Origin of the sequence: Halopseudomonas maritima (assembly GCF_021545785.1) — a bacterium.
Classification (GTDB): Bacteria; Pseudomonadota; Gammaproteobacteria; order Pseudomonadales; family Pseudomonadaceae; genus Halopseudomonas; species Halopseudomonas maritima.
The window spans coordinates 2,449,127-2,471,588 of the sequence record NZ_CP079801.1; the positions used below are offsets into that span (position 1 = coordinate 2,449,127).

General features: G+C 63.1%; 19 protein-coding genes and 1 riboswitch. Of the genes, 7 read left to right on the top strand and 12 right to left on the bottom strand.

The window, feature by feature from the left end; all coding sequences use genetic code 11:
* Positions 1–173 precede the first annotated feature (173 nt).
* Complete coding sequence (locus HV822_RS11245; RefSeq protein ID WP_238870074.1) at positions 174–1,352, top strand: CaiB/BaiF CoA transferase family protein; 1,179 nt, start codon at positions 174–176, stop codon at positions 1,350–1,352.
* Here the strand turns inward: HV822_RS11245 and HV822_RS11250 are convergent.
* Positions 1,342–2,118: a GntR family transcriptional regulator gene (locus HV822_RS11250; protein WP_238870075.1), complete on the bottom strand. Its 777-nt coding sequence runs from the start codon at positions 2,116–2,118 to the stop codon at positions 1,342–1,344. The genes HV822_RS11245 and HV822_RS11250 overlap by 11 nt on opposite strands.
* Positions 2,119–2,322: 204 nt before the next feature.
* Here HV822_RS11250 and HV822_RS11255 point away from each other — a divergent pair, with 204 nt between their 5' ends.
* The 3 genes from HV822_RS11255 (at position 2,323) to dld (ending at position 6,959) form a co-directional block, all read left to right on the top strand.
* The gene (locus HV822_RS11255) at positions 2,323–4,017 is read left to right on the top strand and encodes an L-lactate permease (protein ID WP_238870076.1); all 1,695 of its coding nucleotides are present in this window, start codon (positions 2,323–2,325) and stop codon (positions 4,015–4,017) included.
* Positions 4,018–4,086: 69 nt separating this feature from the next.
* The gene (gene lldD / locus HV822_RS11260) at positions 4,087–5,226 is read left to right on the top strand and encodes an FMN-dependent L-lactate dehydrogenase LldD (protein ID WP_238870077.1); all 1,140 of its coding nucleotides are present in this window, start codon (positions 4,087–4,089) and stop codon (positions 5,224–5,226) included.
* Positions 5,223–6,959 carry a D-lactate dehydrogenase gene (gene dld / locus HV822_RS11265; protein WP_238870078.1) on the top strand — a complete coding sequence of 579 codons (1,737 nt, stop codon included), beginning with the start codon at positions 5,223–5,225 and terminating at the stop codon, positions 6,957–6,959. Before lldD ends, dld begins: the two co-directional genes overlap by 4 nt.
* 23 nt (positions 6,960–6,982) lie before the next feature.
* On the opposite strand, the gene HV822_RS11270 is transcribed toward dld, so the two are convergent.
* The 9 genes from HV822_RS11270 to ahcY form a co-directional block, all read right to left on the bottom strand.
* Positions 6,983–7,645 carry a lysophospholipid acyltransferase family protein gene (locus tag HV822_RS11270; protein WP_238870079.1) on the bottom strand — a complete coding sequence of 221 codons (663 nt, stop codon included), beginning with the start codon at positions 7,643–7,645 and terminating at the stop codon, positions 6,983–6,985.
* 7 nt (positions 7,646–7,652) lie between these two features.
* Positions 7,653–8,609 (bottom strand): phosphatidate cytidylyltransferase, encoded by a 957-nt coding sequence (locus HV822_RS11275; protein ID WP_238870080.1) that lies wholly within the window; start codon positions 8,607–8,609, stop codon positions 7,653–7,655.
* Complete coding sequence (locus tag HV822_RS11280) at positions 8,609–9,265, bottom strand: CDP-alcohol phosphatidyltransferase family protein (RefSeq protein ID WP_238870081.1); 657 nt, start codon at positions 9,263–9,265, stop codon at positions 8,609–8,611. The genes HV822_RS11275 and HV822_RS11280 overlap by 1 nt, the downstream gene beginning before the upstream one ends.
* The gene (locus tag HV822_RS11285; RefSeq protein WP_238870082.1) at positions 9,262–9,675 is read right to left on the bottom strand and encodes a hypothetical protein; all 414 of its coding nucleotides are present in this window, start codon (positions 9,673–9,675) and stop codon (positions 9,262–9,264) included. Before HV822_RS11285 ends, HV822_RS11280 begins: the two co-directional genes overlap by 4 nt.
* A 108-nt stretch (positions 9,676–9,783) precedes the next feature.
* Complete coding sequence (locus HV822_RS11290; protein ID WP_238870083.1) at positions 9,784–10,383, bottom strand: DUF3617 domain-containing protein; 600 nt, start codon at positions 10,381–10,383, stop codon at positions 9,784–9,786.
* Positions 10,384–10,827: 444 nt separating this feature from the next.
* Positions 10,828–12,465 carry a DEAD/DEAH box helicase gene (locus HV822_RS11295; RefSeq protein WP_238870084.1) on the bottom strand — a complete coding sequence of 546 codons (1,638 nt, stop codon included), beginning with the start codon at positions 12,463–12,465 and terminating at the stop codon, positions 10,828–10,830.
* Positions 12,466–12,665: 200 nt separating this feature from the next.
* The gene (locus HV822_RS11300; RefSeq protein WP_238870085.1) at positions 12,666–13,394 is read right to left on the bottom strand and encodes a substrate-binding periplasmic protein; all 729 of its coding nucleotides are present in this window, start codon (positions 13,392–13,394) and stop codon (positions 12,666–12,668) included.
* Positions 13,395–13,517: 123 nt separating this feature from the next.
* On the bottom strand, positions 13,518–14,360 hold the full coding sequence (gene metF, locus HV822_RS11305; RefSeq protein ID WP_083725740.1) for a methylenetetrahydrofolate reductase [NAD(P)H]: 843 nt from the start codon (positions 14,358–14,360) through the stop codon (positions 13,518–13,520).
* 157 nt (positions 14,361–14,517) lie between these two features.
* Complete coding sequence (gene ahcY, locus HV822_RS11310; RefSeq protein WP_238870086.1) at positions 14,518–15,921, bottom strand: adenosylhomocysteinase; 1,404 nt, start codon at positions 15,919–15,921, stop codon at positions 14,518–14,520.
* A gap of 20 nt (positions 15,922–15,941) precedes the next feature.
* Positions 15,942–16,024: riboswitch (S-adenosyl-L-homocysteine riboswitch) on the bottom strand.
* Positions 16,025–16,127: 103 nt separating this feature from the next.
* On the opposite strand from ahcY, the gene HV822_RS11315 reads away from it, so the two are divergent.
* Positions 16,128–16,589, top strand: coding sequence for a c-type cytochrome (locus HV822_RS11315; protein WP_238870087.1), 462 nt, complete (start codon positions 16,128–16,130; stop codon positions 16,587–16,589).
* 194 nt (positions 16,590–16,783) lie between these two features.
* On the opposite strand, the gene metK is transcribed toward HV822_RS11315, so the two are convergent.
* Both metK and HV822_RS11325 read right to left on the bottom strand, forming a co-directional pair.
* Positions 16,784–17,968 (bottom strand): methionine adenosyltransferase, encoded by a 1,185-nt coding sequence (metK, locus tag HV822_RS11320; protein WP_238870088.1) that lies wholly within the window; start codon positions 17,966–17,968, stop codon positions 16,784–16,786.
* Positions 17,965–18,981 carry an ArsR/SmtB family transcription factor gene (locus HV822_RS11325; protein WP_238873592.1) on the bottom strand — a complete coding sequence of 339 codons (1,017 nt, stop codon included), beginning with the start codon at positions 18,979–18,981 and terminating at the stop codon, positions 17,965–17,967. The genes metK and HV822_RS11325 overlap by 4 nt, the downstream gene beginning before the upstream one ends.
* Positions 18,982–19,200: 219 nt before the next feature.
* Here HV822_RS11325 and tkt point away from each other — a divergent pair, with 219 nt between their 5' ends.
* Positions 19,201–21,201, top strand: a complete 2,001-nt coding sequence (gene tkt / locus HV822_RS11330) for a transketolase (RefSeq protein ID WP_238870089.1) — start codon at positions 19,201–19,203, stop codon at positions 21,199–21,201.
* 190 nt (positions 21,202–21,391) lie between these two features.
* Positions 21,392–22,438: an erythrose-4-phosphate dehydrogenase gene (gene epd / locus HV822_RS11335; RefSeq protein WP_238870090.1), complete on the top strand. Its 1,047-nt coding sequence runs from the start codon at positions 21,392–21,394 to the stop codon at positions 22,436–22,438.
* Positions 22,439–22,462 lie beyond the last annotated feature (24 nt).

Here is a 22,462-nt window from a genome sequence, read left to right on the forward strand (position 1 = left end):
CCAGAAGCTGGAAGGTCGAGCGCAGTGCGCGCTTGGAGCGGTTACCGTGGTTGGGCATTGTCCAACCACACGCCGCGATTCAACCACCACGCCTGCCTATGTCTTCCAGCCTCTAGCGTCCAGCCTTAAGCCCCCAGGCCAGCCTGCTTGCCTGGCCTTCCGGAGCTCTCCTTATGTCTGCATTATCTAACCTGCGCGTCCTCGATCTCTCCCGCGTGCTGGCTGGCCCCTGGGCCGGGCAGATGTTGGCGGATCTGGGGGCGGATGTGGTCAAGGTTGAACGGCCGGGGGCGGGTGATGACACCCGCGCCTGGGGGCCGCCTTACTTGCGTGATGGCGACGGTCGCGACACCTCTGAGGCGGCGTATTTTCTGTCGGCCAACCGTAATAAGCGCTCGATCACCATCGACTTTACCCAGCCCGAAGGGCAGCAGCAGGTCCGTGAACTGGTGCAGCGTGCAGATGTGCTGATCGAGAACTTCAAGGTTGGCGGGCTGGCGGCCTATGGGCTGGATTACGCCAGCCTGCAGGCGCTTAACCCGCGTTTGATCTACTGCTCGGTGACCGGCTTCGGTCAGCAGGGGCCCTATGCCAAGCGGGCGGGTTATGACTTTATGATTCAGGCCATGGGCGGCCTGATGAGCATCACCGGCAAGGCAGACGATGAGGAAGGTGCCGGGCCGGTCAAGGTCGGCGTGGCGCTGACCGACATTCTCACCGGGCTGTATGCCAGTAACGCGATTCTCGCCGCATTGGCCGAGCGTGAGCGTAGTGGTGAGGGCCAGTACATTGATCTGGCGCTGCTGGATGTGCAGGTCGCTTGTCTCGGCAATCAGGCGCTGAACTACCTGACCACCGGGGTGCCACCCAAGCGGTTGGGTAACGCGCACCCGAATATCGTGCCGTACCAGGACTTCCCCACCGCCGATGGTGACTTCATTCTGACGGTGGGTAACGACGGCCAGTTTCGTAAGTTCTGTGAGGTGGCGGGGCGCCCGGAGTGGTCGACTGATCCGCGTTTTGCCAGTAACTCGGCGCGGGTGGCCAATCGTGCCGAGTTGATCCCGCTGATTCGTCAGGTCACGGTGTTTCGCACCACCGCCGAATGGATTGCCGCACTCGAGCAGGCCGGTGTGCCCTGTGGGCCCATCAACGATCTGGCACAGGTGTTTGCCGACCCGCAGGTGCAGGCGCGTGGCACCCGCATTCGCATGGCGCACCCGCTGGCTGGTGAAGTGGATCTGGTCGCCAACCCGATCCGGCTGTCACGCACGCCGGTCGATTACCGCCGCCCGCCGCCACTGCTGGGTGAGCACAACGCCGAGGTGCTGGCCGACTGGCTCAGCGACTGACCGGGCGCTCGCGCCGCTGGGCGCGGGCCAATCGGCGACTTTCTTCTTCCCTTTCTTCGAGTACGTCCTGCACGTAGCTGATGTGCTCGCTGGCGATGCGACGGGCATCGTCGGCGCGGCCCTGCATGATGGCGTCGAACAGTGCCTGGTGCTGCGCAATTAGCATGCGTCGGGTTTCGCTGCGCAGGGCGTACATACCGCCGATATTGGTTACCACGTTGCGTTTTAGCAGGTCGAACAGGCCTCGAATGGTGTGCAGCAGCACCAGGTTGTGGCTGGCCTCGGCGATCGCCAGATGAAAGCGCGCATCAGCTGCCCCTTCCTCTGCCCGCGATGCCTTACCCTCACGGGCGTAGCACGCCTGCAGGGCATCAAAGGCCGCCTGCAGGTGTTCACGGTCCAGGTCGGTGGCGCGCTGGGCGGCGTAGTAGGCGCAGTCGGCTTCCAGCGTGTGGCGAAACTCCAGCAGGTCGCGTTGGGCCTCGGGGCGCCCTTCCAGCAGGCTTAGCAGCGGATCGCTGAAGCTCGAGCCCAGCGTATCGCTGACATAGTTGCCGCCACCCTGGCGGCTGATCAACAGGCCCTTGGCAACCAGTTTTTGTACCGCTTCGCGCAGTGACGGGCGCGACACGCCGAACTGCTCGGCCAGCGCCCGCTCGGCGGGCAGGCGCTGGCCTGGCTGCAGTGTGCCCTCAAGAATCATGGTTTCAAGCTGTTCGACGATATTATCGGACAGCCTGCGTTGTTTGATCTGGCCTATTTCCACGCGGCGTTCCTTTGGTCTTACCAATTCTGTCGAAAGGGTAGCGGTCGGACAGGTACCGATCAACCTAGGTGTTGCCATCTATACCAAAGTCTACTGTCACAGGTTTGACATGCATCTGGTGCTTTTTTAATCTGGGCATCCATTTTTGTAAATTGGTATTACCAATTGGTGCTCGATCGCCAATAACAAGTACAGGAGCGCTTCATGTCTTCCGGTTTTCTTGCCTTGATGGCCTTTGCCCCGATTCTGCTGGCGGGCATCTTGTTGATTGGTTTGCGTTGGCCGGCACGTCGTGCCATGCCGCTGGTATACCTGCTCAGCGCCGGTATCGCGCTGTTCGTCTGGGATATGAGTTTCAACCGGGTACTGGCCTCGACCCTGCAGGGGCTGGTAGTCACTGTCGGCGTTCTGTGGATCATCTTCGGTGCGATCCTGCTGCTCAACACCCTCAAGCACTCCGGCGGCATTACGGCTATCCGCGCCGGTTTTACCACCATCAGCCCTGACCGCCGTGTTCAAGCGATCATCATTGCCTGGCTGTTCGGCTGCTTTATCGAAGGGGCCTCTGGTTTTGGCACCCCGGCAGCCATTGCCGCGCCGCTGCTAGTTGCCATCGGCTTCCCGGCGATGGCTGCGGTACTGATGGGCATGCTGGTGCAAAGCACGCCGGTGTCGTTTGGGGCAGTGGGTACGCCGATCATCGTGGGTGTGAACACCGGCCTGGACCATGCTGTGATTGGTGAGCAACTGGCGGCCGCCGGTTCCAGTTGGGAAGCCTATCTTCAGCTGATCACCAGTCAGGTGGCGATTGTGCATGCGTTGGTGGGCACTGCCATGCCGCTGGTGATGGTCATCATGCTGGTGCGCTTTTTCGGTCAGGACAAGAGCTGGCGCGCGGTGTTCGAAGTGCTGCCGTTTGCCCTGTTTGCCGGTGTCTCCATGACCATTCCCTATGTGCTGGGCGGTGTCTTTCTGGGGCCGGAATTTCCGTCGCTGATGGGTGGCCTGGTTGGCCTGGCGGTTGTCACCGCCGCCGCCCGCGCAGGCTTTCTGGTGCCCAAGCGTCAGTGGGACTTTGCACCGCGCGACAGCTGGCCCGCTGCCTGGATGGGCACCGTTGAGATGAAGCTGGAAGAGCTGACCGCGCGCCCCATGAGCAGCTTCCGCGCCTGGCTGCCGTACCTGCTGGTGGGTGTGCTGCTGGTGATCAGTCGGGTCTTCCCTGAGGTCACTGCCGCGTTCAAGGCGGTTGCCATCAACTTTACCGATATCCTGGGTGAGGCTGGCGTCAGCGCTGGCGTACAGCCGCTGTACCTGCCGGGCGGTATTCTGGTCATGGTGGTGATTGCGACCTTCTTCCTGCATCGCATGAAAGCCAGCGAGCTGGGCAAGGCGGCGGGCGAGTCTTTTGGCGTGCTGCTGAGCGCCGGCTTTGTACTGCTGTTCACCGTGCCGATGGTGCGTATTCTGATCAACTCCGGCGTCAACGCCGCCGAACTGCCGAGCATGCCGATTGTCATGGCGCGTTATGTTGCCGACAGCGTGGGCGGTATCTATCCGCTGCTGGCGCCGACTATCGGTGCGTTGGGTGCCTTCCTGGCCGGCTCCAACACCGTGTCCAATATGATGTTCAGTCAGTTCCAGTTTGGCGTGGCCAGCAACCTCGGCCTGTCCACGGCGCTTATCGTGGCGGCGCAGGCGATTGGCGCTGCGGCCGGTAACATGATTGCCATTCACAACGTGGTGGCGGCCTCGGCTACCGTTGGCCTGCTTGGCCGCGAGGGCACGACTCTGCGCCGTACTATCTGGCCGACCCTCTACTACGTGCTGATGACCGGCTTGATTGCGCTCTTTGCTGCCTATGTTATGGGTGTCCGCGACCCGCTGATGGCGGGCTGATACCCTACTGCTGTCGCCCCGGCCTGGTGCCGGGGCGTCGTCCGTTGACGATTCGATGGGAACTCCGTGATGATCATTTCTGCCTCGACCGATTACCGTGCGGCCGCCCAGCGCCGCTTGCCGCCCTTTCTGTTCCACTACATTGATGGTGGCGCCTACGCCGAGCACACGCTCAAGCGCAATGTCGCGGATCTGGCCGATATCGCCCTGCGTCAGCGGGTGCTGAAAGACATGGCGGAGCTGAGCCTGGAAACCCGCCTGTTCGACGAAACCCTGAGCATGCCGGTGGCGCTGTCGCCGGTCGGTCTGACCGGCATGTACGCCCGTCGTGGTGAAGTGCAGGCGGCGCGCGCCGCTGCCGACAAGGGCATTCCCTTTACCCTGTCGACCGTGTCCGTGTGCCCGATCGAGGAAGTGGCCCCGGTGATCAATCGTCCGATGTGGTTTCAGTTGTACGTGCTGAAAGATCGCGGCTTTATGAAGAACGCACTGGAGCGCGCCAAGGCCGCTGGTGTGACCACGCTGGTGTTCACCGTCGACATGCCGGTGCCGGGCGCGCGTTATCGCGATGCGCACTCCGGTATGAGCGGCCCAAATGCCGCCATGCGGCGTTATCTGCAGGCCGTCACGCATCCGCGCTGGGCCTTCGACGTGGGCCTGCTGGGCAAGCCGCACGATCTGGGCAATATCTCCGCCTACCGCGGCAACCCGACCGGCCTGGAAGACTACATGGGCTGGCTGGGCGCCAACTTTGACGCCTCTATCTCCTGGAAGGATCTGGAGTGGATTCGCGAGTTCTGGGACGGCCCCATGGTGATCAAGGGCATTCTCGACCCCGAGGACGCCCGCGACGCGGTGCGCTTTGGCGCCGACGGCATCATCGTTTCCAACCACGGTGGCCGCCAGTTGGACGGCGTGCTGTCCAGTGCGCGCGCGCTGCCGCCGATTGCCGACGCAGTAAAGGGCGAGCTGAAGATTCTGGTCGACTCCGGTATCCGCACCGGTCTCGATGTGGTGCGCATGCTGGCCCTCGGCGCGGACTGCACCATGCTCGGTCGAGCGTTCATTTACGCGCTGGCGGCCGATGGCCAGGCCGGTGTGACCAATCTGCTGGAGCTGATCGAGAAGGAAATGCGCGTTGCTATGGTGCTGACCGGCGCCAAGTCGATCAGCGAGATCAACGCCGATCTGCTGGTGGCGGCGCCATGAGTGCTGCGCAAACCCACCAGCGTGACGCCTTGCTGGAGCAGCTGCGCAGTCTGGTTGGCCGCCGCTATGTGCTGACCGGTGAGCAGCAGACCCGGCGTTTTCGCAAGGGTCACCGTACCGGCGAGGGCCAGGTGTTGGCCGTGATTCAGCCGGGCACCCTGCTGGAGCAGTGGCAGGTGCTGCGCGCTGCTGTTGCCGCCGATTGCATCGTGATCATGCAGGCCGCCAACACCGGTCTGACCGGTGGCTCTACCCCGGATGGCGATAACTACGACCGCGATATCGTGCTGATCAGTACGCGCCGTCTGGATGGCGTGCAACTGATCAATCAGGGCGAGCAGGTAGTGTGTCTGCCGGGTGCCACGTTGGACCGGCTGGAGCGCGAACTGGCGCCGCTGGGGCGCGAGCCGCACTCGGTGATCGGCTCCTCCTGCATCGGTGCCTCGGTGCTGGGTGGTGTATGTAACAACTCCGGCGGCGCCCTGGTGCGGCGCGGCCCGGCTTACACCGAGCTGGCGCTCTACGCGCAGGTGCAGGCCGACGGCACGCTCACGCTGGTCAACCACCTGGGTATCGAGCTGGGTGACAGCCCGGAAGAGATCCTGACGCGTTTGCAGCGTGGCGACTATCGGCCTGATGCCGTGCTCAACGAGGTCGCCAGGGCTTCGGATGCCGGCTACGCCGAGCACGTACGCGATGTCGATGCCGATACCCCGGCGCGTTTCAATGCTGATCCTTCGCGCCTGTTCGAGGCCTCCGGATCGGCTGGCAAGCTGTGTCTGTTTGCCGTGCGACTGGATACCTTTGTGAAGGAAGCCAGCACCGTGTTTTACATCGGCAGCAACGATCCGCAGGATCTGACCGACCTGCGTCGCCACCTGCTGACCAATCTGCCGAGCCTGCCGATTGCCGGTGAGTACATTCACCGTACAGCCTTTGATATCGGAGAGCGCTACGGCAAGGACACCTACCTGATCATCGACCGTTTTGGCACCGCCCGGGTGCCGGCAGCTTTTGCCATCAAGAGCCGCGTTGACGGCATCTTCGAACGCCTGGGCCTGCGCGGCGTCAGTGATCGCGTGATTCAGACGGTGATGAACCTGCTGCCCAGTCACCTGCCGGAGCGCATGCGCGAGTACCGTAATCGCTTTGAGCATCACCTGCTGTTGCGCGTGTCCAACGATACCGGAGCGCAGACCCGTGAGCACCTGAGCAGCTTCTTTGCCGGGCGCGATACCGGTGACTATTTCGAGTGTGACGAAGACGAGGGCCGGCGCGCCTTTCTGCACCGCTTTGCCGTAGCCGGTGCCGCGATTCGCTACCGTGAGGTGCACCGCCGCGAAGTGGAAGACATTGTGGCGCTGGATATTGCGCTGCGCCGTAATGATCGGGACTGGGTGGAGACGCTACCGGCCGAGCTGGAAAAGGACATGGTGCACAAGCTGTATTACGGGCATTTTTTCTGCCACGTTTTCCATCAGGACTACATCGTGCGCAAGGGCGTTGATCCGCTGGCGATGGAGCACCGCATGTGGGCGCTGCTGGATGAGCGCCGCGCCGAATACCCGGCCGAGCATAACGTTGGCCATCTGTATGTGGCCAAGCCGGCGCTGGCCGGCTTCTATAAGGAGCTGGACCCGACCAACAGCTTCAACCCCGGTATCGGCCACACCTCACGTCAGCGCGGCTGGGGTGAGTGTTGTGGTGGGCACGAGGAGTCGCACGGGCACTGATGCCCGCGCTGGCGGCCAGCTCGTTAATCCTCCCAGCGCGCGTCGCGGCGGGTGATGCAGGCCGCCAGCAGGCTTTCCAGTGAGGCCTGTAGCTGCTCCATAAAGGGCGCGCATTCCTGCTCGGCGCTCAGCGCCTCGCCGATGGCTACGTCGGCATTGAACGGCACAATCATCGAGCCACCCTTGGGCAGCGCGCGCCCCAGCCCGTGCATGGCGATAGGCACTACCTGCGTGCCTGCATGGCTGCGGGCCAGATGATAGATGCCCTTGCGCAGTGGCTGCAGCTCTTCTGCCTCGCCGCGGCTGCCTTCCGGAAACAGCAGCAGAATCTGGCCGTCGGCCAGGGCCTGCTGGCACTGTTCAAACACCTGCTCCTTGTCCACCTGGCCCTGCCGATCTAGCGGGATAATGCCGATCAGGTTGAGTGATAGCCAGGTAGTGAAGCGGTTGCGCAGGAAGTAGTCCGCCGCAGCCACCGGGCGTACCCGGTGCAGCTCGCCCAGCGGATACAGCGCCATCAGCACCAGCGTGTCCAGGTGGCTGTTGTGGTTGGCCGCCAGAATCGCCGGGCCGTGGCTGGGCAGGCGTTGCTTGTTATAAATATTCAGGCCAAGCAGCAGGTACACCACCGGCTTGACGATCAGCAGAAAGAACAGCTGTTTGGGCAGGCGCTTGATCAGGGGCATGGCGACCTCAATAGGTGGTGTAAACGAGGAAGTGGAAGAACAGCGGCGCGGTGTACATCAGGCTGTCGATACGGTCGAGGATGCCGCCGTGGCCGGGAATCAGCTGGCTGGTGTCCTTGATGCGCAGGTCGCGTTTGACCGCCGACACGGTCAGGTCGCCAATAAAGCCGGCCAGACCAATCAATAGGCCCGCGCCAAGGCCAAGCCACCAGGGCAGCGGCGTCAGCCAGGGTGCAAGCAGCGCGCCAAACAGGGTGGTGGTGGCCACGCCGCCGAGAAAGCCCGCCCAGGTCTTGTTGGGGCTGATGGCCGGGACAATCTTGCGGTTGCCGAACTTCTTGCCCCAAATGTACTGGGCAACGTCATTGAACTGGGTCAGGAACACCAGATAGATCACCAGACCAACCCCGCCGCCGGCCGGGTTTTCTTCGGCCGGCAGCATCAGCAGGTAGGCAACGTGGCTGATGGCAAACACCGTGGTCATGGTGGCCCACTGGTAGGAGCCGACTGCGCGGATGAAGCCCTTGGTCTCGCCCAGCATCAGCAGACCAAAGGGGATCAGCAGGAACAGGTAGACCGGAATAAATACGATGAACATGCCGTACCAGCCCATGCCGACCCAGTAGTATTGCAGCGGCACGGCCAGATACAGGGCGAGTATCAGGCGGCGGTCGGTAACCCGTACCGGCAGGATCGAGAAGAACTCGCGCAGCGCAATAAAGCTGAGGATGGTGAAGAAGATCAGCGACGCGGTGGGGCCGATCATCAGTGCGGTGAACACCACGCCGACCATCACCCACCAGGAGTTGATGCGCTGTTTCAGCTCCAGGTAGCCATCGTCGCTGAGGCGCGAGCGCAGCAGCAGCTGGGTCACACTGGCGATCACCAGCATGGCCACTACCACCAGCATGGCGCACAGGGTATTGGGTGTGAGGTCGAGCATGAAGGGCAGGCCGATATCCATTATTCAATCCCCCGGCGTTGCAGTCGCAGATAGGCGCCAACCAGGCGGCGCACAACCGTCAGACCACTGCCGACGGCGATGATGATCAGGCTGATCCACAGAATCAGGCCTGGCTGGTGCCACAGCGGGTCGAACGCCGACAGCACGCAAGCGCCGGTCAGTACCGCCATACGCTGCTGTTTGGCCAGCGGCCCGCGAAAGTCCGCCGGCAGACCAAGCGAGACGCCGAGCACGCGTACATAGGCGGTCATAACCGCGAGCAGTGCCCCCAGCCAGGCCAGCCACTGGGCTGATTCAAAACCGGGTACAGCAAAGCCGCAGGCAACGATCAGCAGCGGGTCGGCGATGCGGTCGGGGACGTCGTTGAACAGCTCGCCGGCCGGCGTCTGCTTGCCGCCCTCCATCGCCACCATGCCGTCGAACAGGTTGCACAGCAGGCGTAGTTGGATGCACAGCGCTGCAATGATCAGCCAGAGCGAGCGCTCGTTGCCCAACTGCTGGCCCGAGCAGACCAGCGCAGCGGCGCCGGCCAGGGCAAACAGCACGCTGAGCACGGATATCTGATTGGGTGTCACGCTGCGCTGGCTGAGCCAGGCGGCAAAGCGGGTCATGATGCGCTGATCGCGGATCTTCAGGGGGCGGCGGTTGTCGGTCATGGGGCCTCGTTACAGGGCTGTTCGCGCTGCAGGCGCAGGCACAGGAACAGACAGTAGATGAATGCCAGGGAGGTCGGCGGGACGATGGTTTGCCAGAGCGCATGGGTCTGGTGCCAGCTGTGGACCAGATACAGCAGGGTGAAGCTGACACTAACGATCAGCACGGCTGGCAATAGCAGGCGCGCGGCACCGTCGGGCAGCCGATAGAACAGCGCTTTGGCGGCGAAGGCCATGACCAGGGTCATCAGTGCGCTGGCAGTGCCCTGCAGCAGGCCGGCGATCAGGGCATGCTGCGGGTCGCTCGACCAGTTGGCCAGCAACGCCCAGCCGCCCCACAGCATGAAGGCTAGGGCGGCGGCGAGCAAACGCCCGGCCAGGCTATTGGCGAAGGAAACGGCGGTTGGCTGCATGAACGTCCCTGTGGCGGCAGTGCGGTTCGTCAGCTTACGCCGGAAGTCCGTGCCTGGCGAGCCTGTCGCAAGTGCGCTGTGATGCGTATCAACCCGCCAGGCGTGTGTTCAGAGCGCCGGGGTGTTGCCGCAGTCTTGCGCGGTCCAGCGGCTGACCTGGGAATGCTCCAGCTTCACCGCGCCGTCGCTGGCCTCTGCGCTGTTGCCCATCAGGCCGGCCGGTAGGGCGTAGCTGCCATTGCCGTTGAAGGTGGAGCGCATCTCGCGACTGGATACAATCTGGACGCTGCCGCTGAGGTCGCCGGTGAAGCCGTCCGGGTCATTGCACTGCCCGGAGAACTGCAGGGCGTCGCCGCTGACCTGCTCCACCTTGAGATCGCAGTTGGGCATGTTCTCGCGGGCATCCGCCAGCAGGGCCTCAGGGTCGGCCATAGTCTGCGCGGTGTCGGCGGTGATGCATTGGCGCTCGCCCACCTGGCCTTCGCTACCGAGCATCTCTTCGGCCATCGCGCGTTGTTCCGGTGGCAGCGACTTGAGCATGTTTTCGCGCATCTCGCGCATGCGGGCCTGCATGTCGATGCCGTTGATCAGGGTGGTGCTTTCGCTGATCCATAGGCCCGGCTCGGGCAGGGTGTCCAGGCTGTTGGCGTGGCTGGTAAGGGCGCTCAGGCTGAGTGAGCAAAACAGGGCAAGACGGGAGAGGTGCATACGACAGTCCTTGGTAGCGAGTGCATGACTGTGACTATAGCGCTGTTGCCGAGGTTGTGCTGTGCGCAGGTGCCGGGGATGCGACGTATCGCAAAAAAGGTGTGTCGCACAGTCAGGAGAGCGCTACTTCTGTCTACTCGCCAGCTTGCATGTATAACGGGCTGTCTGCAGGGCGAATAGCGCCTGAATGCGTCCTGTCGCGAGCCGTTGCCAAGCCTGTCTTTCGTCTGTCACGGCGAGCCAGGGGACGCTGTCTGCCCAGCCCCCTTGGCGATCTCGAGGCATCCGACGTCCGGCCCTTCGGGTTCGCTGCGCTACTCGTCCGCGTACATGGGGATAAACAGGGGGCTCACCTCGCCATTTGAGCGGTCGTGATGTGTTGCCTCGCGTTGCGCAGAGTCATAAAAAAACGGGGCCGAGGCCCCGTTTCTGGTCAAGCGCGGCTTAGCGTGCGCCGAGCAGCGCTGGCTTTTCCCGTTGCTTGCGGTTACCGCCACCGTTCGGCTTACGATTGCCGTTGCCGTTGCCGTTGCCGTTGCCGTTGCCGTTGCCGTTGCCGTTGTTTTGCTTGCGGGCAGCGGGCTTGCGCTCTTCCGGGGCCTCAATGCGGTTGCCCAGCGCCTGCCGGCGGCGCTCCAGAGCGACGGCGTCTTCCGGCTCGTGGATGCCAGGCATGACGCGGGGTTGACCGGCGGCACGCTGGCGCTGCTGGTGCGGGCGCTGCTCGCCACGTTGGCGCTCGTTACGGCGTTGGCCACGCTGCTGGCCATTGCCATTGCCATTGCCATTGCCGCCGTTGCCGTTTTTCTGGGCGGACTGGCCGTTGCCGGCGCGTTTGCCCTGTTGGCCCTGGCCGCGGTTGTTGCGTTGCTGGCCGCCGCGACCGTTCTGCTCGCGCGGACGCTCCGGACGGTCGTTGTTCAGCTCTGCCTGGGCCGGCGGCTCAAAGCCGTCCAGGCTGCCTTCGTCGATACGCTGCTTGGTCATGCGCTCGATGGCGCGCAGCAGCTTCTCTTCGTCTGGGCTGACCAGCGACACGGCTTCGCCGCTGCGACCGGCACGGCCGGTGCGACCAATACGGTGTACGTAGTCTTCCGAGACGTTGGGCAGCTCGAAGTTGATGACGTGGGGCAACTGGTCAATGTCTAGGCCGCGGGCGGCGATGTCGGTAGCAACCAGAATACGCAGGCTGTTGGCCTTGAATTCAGCCAGAGCCTTGGTGCGCGCGCTCTGACTCTTGTTGCCGTGGATCGCGGCGGCCGGCAGGCCGTTCTTGACCAGATACTCGGCCAGACGGTTGGCACCGTGTTTGGTGCGGGTAAAGATCAGCACCTGCTCCCAGGCACCCTGGGTTACCAGGTGCGCAACCAGTGCGCGCTTGTGACCGGCGGCCACGCGGTAAACCTTCTGGTTGATGCGCTCGACCGTGGTGTTTGGCGGGGTGACTTCGATGCGCGCCGGGTTGTCGAGCAGCTTGTTGGCCAGCTCGACAATATCCTTGGAGAAGGTGGCCGAGAACAGCAGGTTCTGGCGCTTGGTCGGCAGCTTGGCGATGACCTTCTTGACGTCATGGACAAAGCCCATGTCGAGCATGCGGTCGGCTTCGTCGAGCACCAGAATCTCGACCTGTGACAGGTCGACGGCCTTCTGGCCGACCAGATCCAGCAGGCGGCCAGGGCAGGCGACCAAAATATCCAGGCCGGGTGCGATGGCTTTCATCTGCGGGTTGGCGCCGACGCCGCCGAAGATGCAGGCGGATTTCAGCGGCAGTTCGGTGGCGTAGGCGCGGATGCTGTCGTGCACCTGGGCGGCCAGTTCGCGGGTCGGGGTCAATACCAGCACGCGCACTTGTTTGGGCTTGGCGCGCTGGCCGTCGGACTCGCCGTTGGGGAATAGGCGTTCGATGACGGGGAGGGCAAAGCCGGCGGTCTTGCCGGTGCCGGTCTGGGCGGCAACCATCAGGTCGCGGCCTTCGAGAACTGCCGGCACTGCTTGTTGCTGCACCGGCGTGGGTGTGGTGTAACCAGTGGCCGCCACCGCGCGTACCAGCGCGTCGGACAGCCCCAGAGAGGCAAAGGACATGAGCAATCCTGTTGGGCCGAGGCCCGTTGATGTAATCAAGAGAATATCGTCAGGCACAAATCGCCACGCTGTGGACTAGGGGCGATTCCGTTCGGGCCTGCCGAAAGAGGTAGACGGCATCCGAACGTGGGATTGACGGGAACCCGGAGTATAACAGAGCTGTACGGGGAGTCTGCAAGCGGGGCGGCGGTCGGCCAGTTTTAAAGACCGTAGGTCTGCAGGATCTGCTGGTAGTTGGCTGTCTGCTTGAAGGCACGCAGGGCGTCAGCAAAGCGGTTGGCCAGGTCGGCCAGCTCTGGGCGGCGAGCGAAGGCCAGGTAAACCGGCCCGCCGCTTAGGGGCTCGGCGTGATGGGTGATGCCGTTCATCCCCATCAGCTTTAGCGTGTAGCGCCCCACGCTGCGGTTGATCAGCGCCATGTCGATACGGCCCCGTTGCAGCATCAGCAGACAGTTTTCAATTGACGGGCAGGGCTCGCGGGTCAGGTAGTCCGCCTCAACGAAGGCCTGATTGCCGTAGGTGTAACCCGCTGACACGCCAATACGCCGCCCGCGCAGGTCTTCCAGCTTGGTGAATGGATAGGGTTGGTTGATGCGATAGAACAGCACTGATTCGCTGGTCGATAGCGGCTCGTCGGGGTAGTAGTACTGGGCCTGACGTTCAGGGTTGATGCCAATGTCGAGGATGGCGTCGGCGTGGCCGGCAAGTACTTCGTACTGGGCGCGCTTCCAGGGCATCAGGCGCCACTCGGGCTGGTAGCCAAGCTCTAGCAGAAGTTGCTGACTGACCTCATAGTCGGCGCCGCGCAGTTGGCCTTCCTGGGCAAAGACATAGGGCGGCCAGGGCTCGGTGACAACAGTGATAGGCTCTGCTCGCAGTCCGCCGGTAAACAGCGCGAGGGCGAGCAGCAGCGGGGCAGTCGTCTTCATGGAATCAGTCTAGAGCGTCTTCAGGGTGCTTCACAAGCGCCTGGTCCAGGCCGACAAGTGCCGCGTTCCGCTCGCCCTGGGTGTCGCAGTCGCCGGCGTCACCCAAGGTCGGGCTGTCTGGGCTTAGCCGCGCAGGTTGCGCAGGACCGCGACGGTGGGCTCGGCCTGGTTCAGGGTATAGAAGTGCAGACCCGGTGCGCCGCCCTCGATCAGGCGCTCGCACAGCTGGCTGATCACCTCGGTGCCGAAGGCTTTGATGCTGTCGCTGTCATCACCGTAGGCCTCCAGCTGCTTGCGGATCCAGCGCGGAATCTCGGCGCCGCAGGCGTCGGAGAAGCGCGCCAGCTTGCTGTAGTTGGTGATCGGCATGATGCCCGGGATGATCGGGATATCAACACCAGCCTGGCGCACGCGATCGACAAAGTGGAAGTAGCAGTCGGCGTTGAAGAAGTACTGGGTGATGGCGCTGTCGGCACCGGCCTGGGCTTTGCGGATGAAGTTCTTCAGGTCGGTCTCAAAGTTCGGCGCCTGCGGATGGGATTCCGGGTAGGCGGCGACTTCCAGCTTGAAGTGATCGCCGGTCTCGGCGCGAATGAACTCCACCAGCTCATTGGCGTAGCGCAGCTCGCCACTGGCGTGGCCCATACCGGAGGGCAGATCGCCACGCAGGGCAACAATGCGCTGGATGCCTTGGGCGCGGTAGTCGTTCAGCAGGGTGCGCAAATCCTCGCGCGAGTCACCCACGCAGGACAGGTGCGGCGCTGCCGGCACGCCAACCTCGTTGTTCAGCTGCAGCACGGTGCGGCGGGTGCCGTCACGGGTCGAGCCACCGGCACCGTAGGTGACGGAAAAGAACTCGGGCTGCTCATCGGCCAGCACATTGGCTACCGCAACCAGCTTGGCCTGGCCTGCTTCGGTCTTCGGCGGGAAGAACTCGAAGTTGATGGGAATGTTTCTGTTGGTCATCGCAGATGGTCACTCAAAAGAGGCTTAAGGCTTAAAGCTGGAAGGTTTGGCTCCCGCTGGTGGCCAACCGACTGCACCGGCGCGAGCTTGCCGGGCAGCGGTGGACGATGAGTGCGGACTCGGCCTTCCAGCCTTCAGCGTCGGGCGGATTGTCGGGTTAGTACCGATAGCTCTCAGGCTTGAACGGGCCTTCGACGGTGACGCCGATGTAGTCGGCCTGGGTTTTGGTCAGCTGGGTGACAACGCCACCGAAGCCCTTGACCATTTCCAGTGCGACTTCTTCGTCCAGCTTCTTCGGCAGCACTTCCACGGTCAGTGCGGCGGCCTTGTCGGCAGCAGACTGGTCGGCAAACTTGCGCTCGAACAGGTGGATCTGGGCCAGTACCTGGTTGGCGAAGGAGCCGTCCATGATGCGCGAGGGGTGGCCGGTCGCGTTGCCCAGGTTCACCAGGCGGCCTTCGGCCAGCAGGATCAGGTAGTCGTCGTTGCTGGCGTCGATGCTCTTGCCGGTGCGGTGGATCTTGTGCACCTGCGGCTTGACCTCTTCCCAGCCCCAGTTGGCGCGCATGAAGGCGGTGTCGATCTCGTTGTCGAAGTGACCGATGTTGCAGACCACGGCGCGCTTTTTCAGTGCTTTGAGCATGCCGGCGTCGCAGACATTGGCGTTGCCGGTGGTGGTGACAATCAGGTCGATCTTGCCGAGCAGGGCGGTGTCGATGCAGGCGTCGGTGCCGTCATTGATGCCGTTCAGGTACGGAGAAACCAGCTCAAAGCCGTCCATGCAGGCCTGCATGGCGCAGATCGGGTCGATCTCGGAAACCTTGACGATCATGCCTTCCTGACGCAGCGACTGCGCAGAGCCCTTGCCCACGTCGCCGTAACCGACAACCAGCGCCTGCTTGCCGGACAGCAGGTGGTCGGTACCGCGCTTGATGGCATCGTTCAGGCTGTGACGGCAGCCGTACTTGTTGTCGTTCTTGCTCTTGGTGACCGAGTCGTTGACGTTGATCGCCGGGACTTTCAGGGTGCCAGCTTTGAGCATGTCCAGCAGACGGTGCACACCGGTGGTGGTTTCTTCGGTGATGCCGTGGATCTTGTCCAGCATGGCCGGGTACTTCTTGTGCAGGATTTCGGTCAGGTCACCGCCGTCGTCCAGCACCATGTTGGCGTCCCACGGCTGGCCGTCCTTGAGGATGGTCTGCTCGATGCACCACTCGTACTCCTCTTCGGTCTCGCCTTTCCAGGCAAATACCGGGATACCGGCAGCGGCGATGGCGGCGGCAGCCTGATCCTGGGTAGAGAAGATGTTGCAGGAAGACCAGCGTACTTCGGCACCCAGCGCAGTCAGGGTTTCGATCAGCACGGCGGTCTGGATGGTCATGTGGATGCAGCCCAGAATCTTGGCGCCCTTGAGCGGCTGCTCGCCGGCGTACTTGCGACGCAGGCCCATCAGTGCGGGCATTTCCGACTCGGCGATGATGACTTCGCGGCGGCCCCAGTCGGCCAGGCTGATGTCAGCGACCTTGTAGTCGGTGAAGGCGTTGTTGATCACGGCACTCATCTGATTTCTCCATTCGTGGTTGCGAATGGGCGCGGTTAAATGTCGCATGCCGCGGACGAGCCTGGCAGTGGCTGATGCCCCTGCTGCAGCGCCCCTCGTCCGAGGCTGAAGTTACCCGGCCCGTGCTCTCCTCAGCGGAGACGCCTTGGCCGGAATCGGTTCAGAGGCGATACTGTCGCCCCTCCTGTATGTCGTCTGGATGAAACATGACCTCTGTTCCATACCGAAAACTCGTTGTTGCCCTGTTGCTTGGTGCGGCTATGACCGGCTGTAGCAACGAGCCTGATCCCAATTCGCACGAAGGCAAACGCCAAGCACTGTTCAAGCAGATGCTGCGCCAGACCGAGCCAATGGCCGGCATGCTGACCGGTCGCGTTACGCCCAGCATGGGCGAGTTCATGAGCAAGGCCGATACCCTGGCCGAGCTTGCTGACCAGCCCTGGCAGCACTTCCCCACGCCGGGCGATGACCCGGAGCCGAATCGCACCAAGGACACCGTCTGGTCCGACCCTGAAGGCTTTGCCCTGGCCATTGATGACTTCAAGACCAAGGTCGCCGACCTGCATGCCGTTACCTCTATCGGCATCAAATCCCTGGACCAGGCAGCCGATGAGCTGCGTGCGGTCCAGCAGTCCTGCAAGAGTTGTCATGACAGCTATCGCCAATAAACCCCGGCTTTAGGCCTGAGGCTGAGGGCTGGAAAATCGAGTTGCCAGTAGTTGCAATCATCTGTGCCCCAGCATGACATGTGTGGGCCAGATGCATTGACTACGCAGTGGCTCTAAGGCTGACTTTCCAGCCTCCAGCCTCCAGCCTCCAGCCTCCAGCCTCCAGCCTCCAGCCTCCAGCCTCCAGCCGTCCCTCAGGCGTCCGCGCGCAGCGCGTCAGCCTTGTCCGTCTTCTCCCACGGGAAGGCGGTGAAGGTGTCGCCCTTGACCGTCATCTCGAAGGGGTTGCGGCCGAAGTGGCCGTAGGCGGCGGTGGCGCGGTACATCGGGTGTAGCAGGTCGAGCATGCGGGTGATCGCGTACGGGCGCAGGTCGAAGTGCTGACGCACCAGCTGGATGATCTTCTCGTCGCTGATCTTGCCGGTGCCGAAGGTGTTGATCGACACCGAGGTCGGCTGCGCTACGCCGATGGCGTAGGAGACCTGAATCTCGCACTTGTCGGCCAGGCCGGCAGCCACAATGTTCTTGGCGACGTAGCGGCCGGCATAGGCGGCGCTGCGGTCAACCTTGGACGGATCCTTGCCGGAGAACGCGCCGCCGCCGTGGCGCGCCATGCCGCCGTAGGTGTCGACGATGATCTTGCGACCGGTCAGGCCGCAGTCGCCCACCGGGCCGCCGATGACGAACTTGCCGGTCGGGTTGATGTGGTACTGGGTGTCTGCGTGCAGCAGCTCGGCCGGGATCACCTGCTTGACGATCTCTTCCATCACCGCTTCGCGCAGATCGGCCTGGCTGATGTCCGGGTTGTGCTGGGTCGACAGCACGATGGCGTCGATACCGGTGACGATGCCGTTTTCGTAGCGGCAGGTAACCTGCGACTTGGCGTCCGGGCGCAGCCAGCTGAGGGTGCCGTTCTTGCGGGCTTCGGCCTGACGCTCGACCAGGCGGTGGGCGAAGGTGATCGGCGCCGGCATCAGCACGTCGGTTTCGTTGCTGGCGTAGCCGAACATCAGGCCCTGGTCGCCGGCGCCCTGATCTTCCGGCTTCTGCCGGTCAACGCCCTGGGCGATGTCCGGCGACTGCTTGCCGATGATGTTGATCACGCCGCAGGTGTCGGCGTCGTAACCGACCTCGGAGGAGGTGTAGCCGATATCTTTGATGACGCTGCGTACCAGGTCTTCCAGATCAACCCAGGCGCTGGTGGTGATTTCACCGCCGACGATCGCCACACCGGTCTTGACCATGGTTTCGCAGGCCACGCGGGCAAACTTGTCTTCCGCCAGAATGGCGTCCAGTACCGCGTCGGAGATCTGGTCTGCGAGTTTGTCCGGATGGCCTTCGGACACGGATTCAGAAGTGAAAATCGAATAATCGCTCATGGGTCTTTCCTGTCCTCGGGAGAAGGGGAATCGGGTTTGGCCAACTGCAACAGTTGCAGCTGAAAGCCGTTGCGTAGGCCGAGATACTGGCTGTTGCCCGGACGCAGTCCGGCAACCTCGGCCCAGCGTGCAATATCGTCTTGATCAAAGCCTAGCCAGAGATCGCCGCAGCTGTCGCGCACCCAGCTTTGGTCGTGGCTGCACAGTTCGGTCAGCACCAGGCTGCCACCGGGCTTGAGCAGCGCGGCAAAGCGCTTGAGCGCGTCGGCGGGCGCCGGCATGTGGTGCAGCACCATATTGCACACCACGCAGTCGGCGGCGGGTAATTGCTGGGGCTGGAGGGCGTCGGCCAGCAGGCAGTCGACGTTGTTCAGGCCTGCTTCATTACATTGCTGGCGCGCGCGCTCGAGCATGGCGTCGGCGTTGTCGAGCGCGATGACACGCTGGAAGCGGCTGGCCAGACTGGGCAAAAAACCGCCTTCGCCCGGGCCGATTTCGATGGCCAGCTGTGTGGCGGGCAGCGGCAGGGCGTCGATCAGGCTCAGCAGCGGCTCGCGGTAGATGCCGAAGTGCGCGATCAGATCCTGCTGCGCCGGGGTGCCGTCGGCAAAGCGGGCAAACACCTGACGTGACAGCTCGGCGCGCTGGGCGTGCACGGCGGCAATGGCCTGCTGCAGCTGGGTGTCATCAGGCTGGTCGTCGAGCTCGCTCAACAGTTGGCTGTGCAGGCGATGCCAGGGCTGCTCGCTGACCGGCAGGCTGCGGCGGTAGAAGATTGAGTTGCCTTCGCGCCGGGTGCTGACCAGGCCCGCGTTGGCCAGCACCTTGAGGTGGTGGCTCATGCCGGATTGGCGCATGTCGAAGATCTGCGCCAGTTCCAGTACGCCAAAGGAGTCGCTGCGCAGCACGCGCAGGATATCCAGTCGCAGCGCATCGCCCGCTGCCTTGCAAAAGGCGGCGAGGTCGTCTGTCTGGCTGGGTTTGGCGGCGGGAATGCGCGCAACATGGATCATGCGGCGCAGTGTAGTAGCGAACGGCTGGTGCTGCAATGCCTATATCAAAATACTTTGATATAGGTCTGGCCGTTCGTCTGGCAAGGAGGGGATAAGCGCAGCTGAAACGGGGTTTTCGTTGCCGGGGACGGCGGATTGCGCGAAAATGCCCGCCTCTTTTTCCCGGCCAGTCGCTTTGCCGACTGAAAGCCCTCGCCTTGCAAGCCACAGGAGTTGTTCATGCCCAGTCGTCGTGACCGTGCCAATGCCATTCGTGCCCTCAGCATGGATGCCGTGCAGAAAGCCAATAGCGGCCACCCCGGTGCGCCCATGGGTATGGCGGATATCGCCGAAGTCCTGTGGCGTGACTATCTGAAGCACAATCCGGCCAACCCGAACTTCGCTGATCGCGACCGCTTTGTGCTGTCCAACGGTCACGGCTCCATGTTGATCTACTCGCTGCTGCACCTGACCGGCTATGACGTCAGTATCGACGACATCAAAAACTTCCGTCAGCTGCACAGCAAAACCCCGGGCCACCCGGAGTACGGTTACACCCCGGGTGTCGAAACCACCACCGGCCCGCTGGGCCAGGGCATTGCCAACGCCGTGGGCATGGCGATTGCCGAGAAGGTGCTGGCCGCGCAGTTCAATCGTGAAGGCCACGAGGTGGTTGACCACAACACCTATGTGTTCCTGGGCGACGGCTGCATGATGGAGGGCATCTCCCATGAAGTGTCGTCACTGGCAGGCACCCTGGGTCTGGGCAAGCTGGTTGCCTTCTATGACGACAACGGCATCTCCATTGACGGTGAAGTGGAAGGCTGGTTCACCGACGACACGCCCAAGCGTTTCGAGTCCTACGGCTGGCAGGTGATCCGCAATGTCGACGGCCACGACGCCGACGAGATCAAGACCGCCATCGACACCGCGCGCAAGAACACCGAGCAGCCGACCCTGATCTGCTGCAAGACCATCATCGGTTTCGGCTCGCCGAACAAGCAGGGCAAGGAAGAGTGTCACGGTGCCGCACTGGGCGAGGCGGAAATCGCCGCTACCCGTGAAGCGCTGAACTGGCCGCACGCGGCGTTTGAAATCCCGGCTGATATCAAGGCCGAGTGGGATGCCCACGACGCCGGTGCCAAAGCTGAAGCCGCCTGGAATGACAAGTTCGCCGCCTATCAGGCTGCCTTCCCGGAACTGGCTGCCGAGTTGCAGCGCCGCCTGGCAGGTGACCTGCCGGCCGATTTCAGCGAAAAGGCTGATGCCTACATCGCCGAGGTGGTCGCCAAGGAAGAAACCATCGCCAGCCGCAAGGCCAGCCAGAACACCCTGAATGCCTTTGGCCCGCTGCTGCCGGAAATGCTCGGCGGCTCGGCTGACCTGGCCGGCTCCAACCTGACCCTGTGGAAGGGCTGCAAGGGTGTTGAGGCGGCGGATGCTTCGGGTAACTACCTGTTCTACGGCGTGCGCGAATTCGGCATGACCGCGATCATGAACGGCATCGCCCTGCACGGCGGCTTTGTGCCCTACGGCGCGACCTTCCTGATCTTCATGGAATACGCTCGCAACGCGGTGCGCATGTCGGCGCTGATGAAGCAGCGCGTGATCCACGTCTACACCCACGACTCCATCGGTTTGGGCGAAGACGGCCCGACCCACCAGCCGATCGAGCAGCTGGCCAGCCTGCGTGGCACGCCGAATCTGGATACCTGGCGCCCGGCAGATGCGGTTGAGTCGGCGATTGCCTGGAAGTACGCGCTGCAGCGTGCTGACGGCCCGAGCGCGCTGATCTTCTCGCGTCAGAACCTGCCGCACCAGAGCCGCGACGCCGAGCAGCTGGCCAACGTGGCCCGTGGTGGTTACGTGCTGAAGGACTGCGACGGCGAGCCCGAGCTGATCCTGATTGCTACCGGCTCCGAAGTAGGGCTAGCGGTGAACGCCTGGACTGCGCTGACCGAACAGGGCCGCAAGGTGCGCGTTGTATCCATGCCGTCCACCAGTGTGTTCGACCAGCAGGACGCAGCCTACAAGCAGTCGGTGCTGCCGCTGGAAGTGGGTGCACGCATCGCCATCGAAGCCTCCCACGCCGACTTCTGGTACAAGTACGTCGGCCTCGACGGCCGCATCATCGGCATGCAGAGCTTCGGCGAATCCGCTCCGGCTGCGGCGCTGTTCGAGGAATTCGGTTTCACCCTCGACAACGTCCTCGCCGCCGCGCAAGAGTTGTTGGAAGACTGACGGGCGGCTGGAGGCTGAAGGCTATAGGGCTGGAAGGCTCGGCTCCATGCAGCCGCTCATGCCTTCCGCCTGCAGGAGTGTAAGGCAATGGGCGGCAACACCGCTGTTTGTCTTTCAGCCTTCAGCCTTCAGCCTAAAGCCTCCAGCCCGGTATTAACGCATCGCTGCTTCACAACTCAAAAAGGCCCGAATGACCTCGACACCTCGCCGTCCTCCCTACCGCATCGCCCTGAACGGTTACGGCCGGATCGGTCGTTGTGTGCTGCGCGCGCTGCACGAGTCGGCGCAGGCGGATATTGAAGTGGTGGCGTTGAATGATCTGGCTGACCGCGAGAGCATCGAGTACCTGACCCGCTTTGATTCGACCCACGGGCGCTTCCCAGGGCAGGTGCAGCTGCAGGGCGAGCAGTTGCTGATCAACGGCCAGCCCATCGAGGTGCTGCGCTCGGCTGAGCCCGAGAGCGTTGACTGGCGCGCGTTGGATATCGACCTGCTGCTGGAGTGCTCCGGGCAGTACACCACCCGCGAACAGGGTCTGCGCTTTGTGCATGCCGGCGTGCCGCGGGTGTTGTTCTCCCAGCCGATGGTCAGCGAGGAGGCGGTGGATGCCACCCTGGTGTACGGCGTTAATCACGCCAGCCTGCCGGCCGATGCGCGACTGGTATCCAACGCGTCCTGCACCACCAACTGCAGCGTGCCGCTGCTCAAGCTGCTGAACGAGGCGGTGGGGCTGGAGTACGTCTCCATTACCACCATTCACTCGGCGATGAACGACCAGCCGGTGATTGATGCCTATCACCACGCCGACCTGCGCCGTACGCGCTCGGCGTTCCAGTCGATGATTCCGGTCTCGACCGGGCTGGCGCGGGGTATCGAGCGTTTGCTGCCGGAGCTTGCCGGGCGTATTCAGGCCAAGGCCATCCGCGTGCCGACAGTCAACGTCTCGGCGCTGGATATCACCCTGCAGGTGGCGCGTGACACCAGCGCAGATGAAGTCAACGCGCTGCTACGTGCTGCCGCTGAGGGCGACTACGCTGGACTGCTCGATTACACCGAGCTGCCGCACGCCAGCTGTGATTTCAACCACGACCCGCACTCGGCGATTGTCGATGGTAGCCAGACCCGCGTCTCCGGGCCGCGGCTGGTAAACCTGCTGGTCTGGTTTGATAACGAGTGGGGTTTTGCCAACCGCATGCTGGATGTGGCGCGTTACTGGCTGTCGCGCTCAGCGAACTGAACACAAGCGGCGCGGTCGCAGGCT

What these genes read in the sequence shown, in the direction of transcription:
- HV822_RS11325 (WP_238873592.1), bottom strand. Translation starts at nt 18,981, where the DNA reads ATGATCCATGTTGCGCGCATTCCCGCCGCCAAACCCAGCCAGACAGAC.
- HV822_RS11275 (WP_238870080.1), bottom strand. Translation starts at nt 8,609, where the DNA reads ATGGATATCGGCCTGCCCTTCATGCTCGACCTCACACCCAATACCCTG.
- HV822_RS11300 (WP_238870085.1), bottom strand. Translation starts at nt 13,394, where the DNA reads ATGAAGACGACTGCCCCGCTGCTGCTCGCCCTCGCGCTGTTTACCGGC.
- HV822_RS11290 (WP_238870083.1), bottom strand. Translation starts at nt 10,383, where the DNA reads ATGCACCTCTCCCGTCTTGCCCTGTTTTGCTCACTCAGCCTGAGCGCC.
- HV822_RS11270 (WP_238870079.1), bottom strand. Translation starts at nt 7,645, where the DNA reads ATGCCCCTGATCAAGCGCCTGCCCAAACAGCTGTTCTTTCTGCTGATC.
- tkt (WP_238870089.1), top strand. Translation starts at nt 19,201, where the DNA reads ATGCCCAGTCGTCGTGACCGTGCCAATGCCATTCGTGCCCTCAGCATG.
- dld (WP_238870078.1), top strand. Translation starts at nt 5,223, where the DNA reads ATGAGTGCTGCGCAAACCCACCAGCGTGACGCCTTGCTGGAGCAGCTG.
- metF (WP_083725740.1), bottom strand. Translation starts at nt 14,360, where the DNA reads ATGACCAACAGAAACATTCCCATCAACTTCGAGTTCTTCCCGCCGAAG.
- HV822_RS11285 (WP_238870082.1), bottom strand. Translation starts at nt 9,675, where the DNA reads ATGCAGCCAACCGCCGTTTCCTTCGCCAATAGCCTGGCCGGGCGTTTG.
- HV822_RS11245 (WP_238870074.1), top strand. Translation starts at nt 174, where the DNA reads ATGTCTGCATTATCTAACCTGCGCGTCCTCGATCTCTCCCGCGTGCTG.
- epd (WP_238870090.1), top strand. Translation starts at nt 21,392, where the DNA reads ATGACCTCGACACCTCGCCGTCCTCCCTACCGCATCGCCCTGAACGGT.
- HV822_RS11280 (WP_238870081.1), bottom strand. Translation starts at nt 9,265, where the DNA reads ATGACCGACAACCGCCGCCCCCTGAAGATCCGCGATCAGCGCATCATG.
- HV822_RS11255 (WP_238870076.1), top strand. Translation starts at nt 2,323, where the DNA reads ATGTCTTCCGGTTTTCTTGCCTTGATGGCCTTTGCCCCGATTCTGCTG.
- lldD (WP_238870077.1), top strand. Translation starts at nt 4,087, where the DNA reads ATGATCATTTCTGCCTCGACCGATTACCGTGCGGCCGCCCAGCGCCGC.
- metK (WP_238870088.1), bottom strand. Translation starts at nt 17,968, where the DNA reads ATGAGCGATTATTCGATTTTCACTTCTGAATCCGTGTCCGAAGGCCAT.
- ahcY (WP_238870086.1), bottom strand. Translation starts at nt 15,921, where the DNA reads ATGAGTGCCGTGATCAACAACGCCTTCACCGACTACAAGGTCGCTGAC.
- HV822_RS11295 (WP_238870084.1), bottom strand. Translation starts at nt 12,465, where the DNA reads ATGTCCTTTGCCTCTCTGGGGCTGTCCGACGCGCTGGTACGCGCGGTG.
- HV822_RS11315 (WP_238870087.1), top strand. Translation starts at nt 16,128, where the DNA reads ATGACCTCTGTTCCATACCGAAAACTCGTTGTTGCCCTGTTGCTTGGT.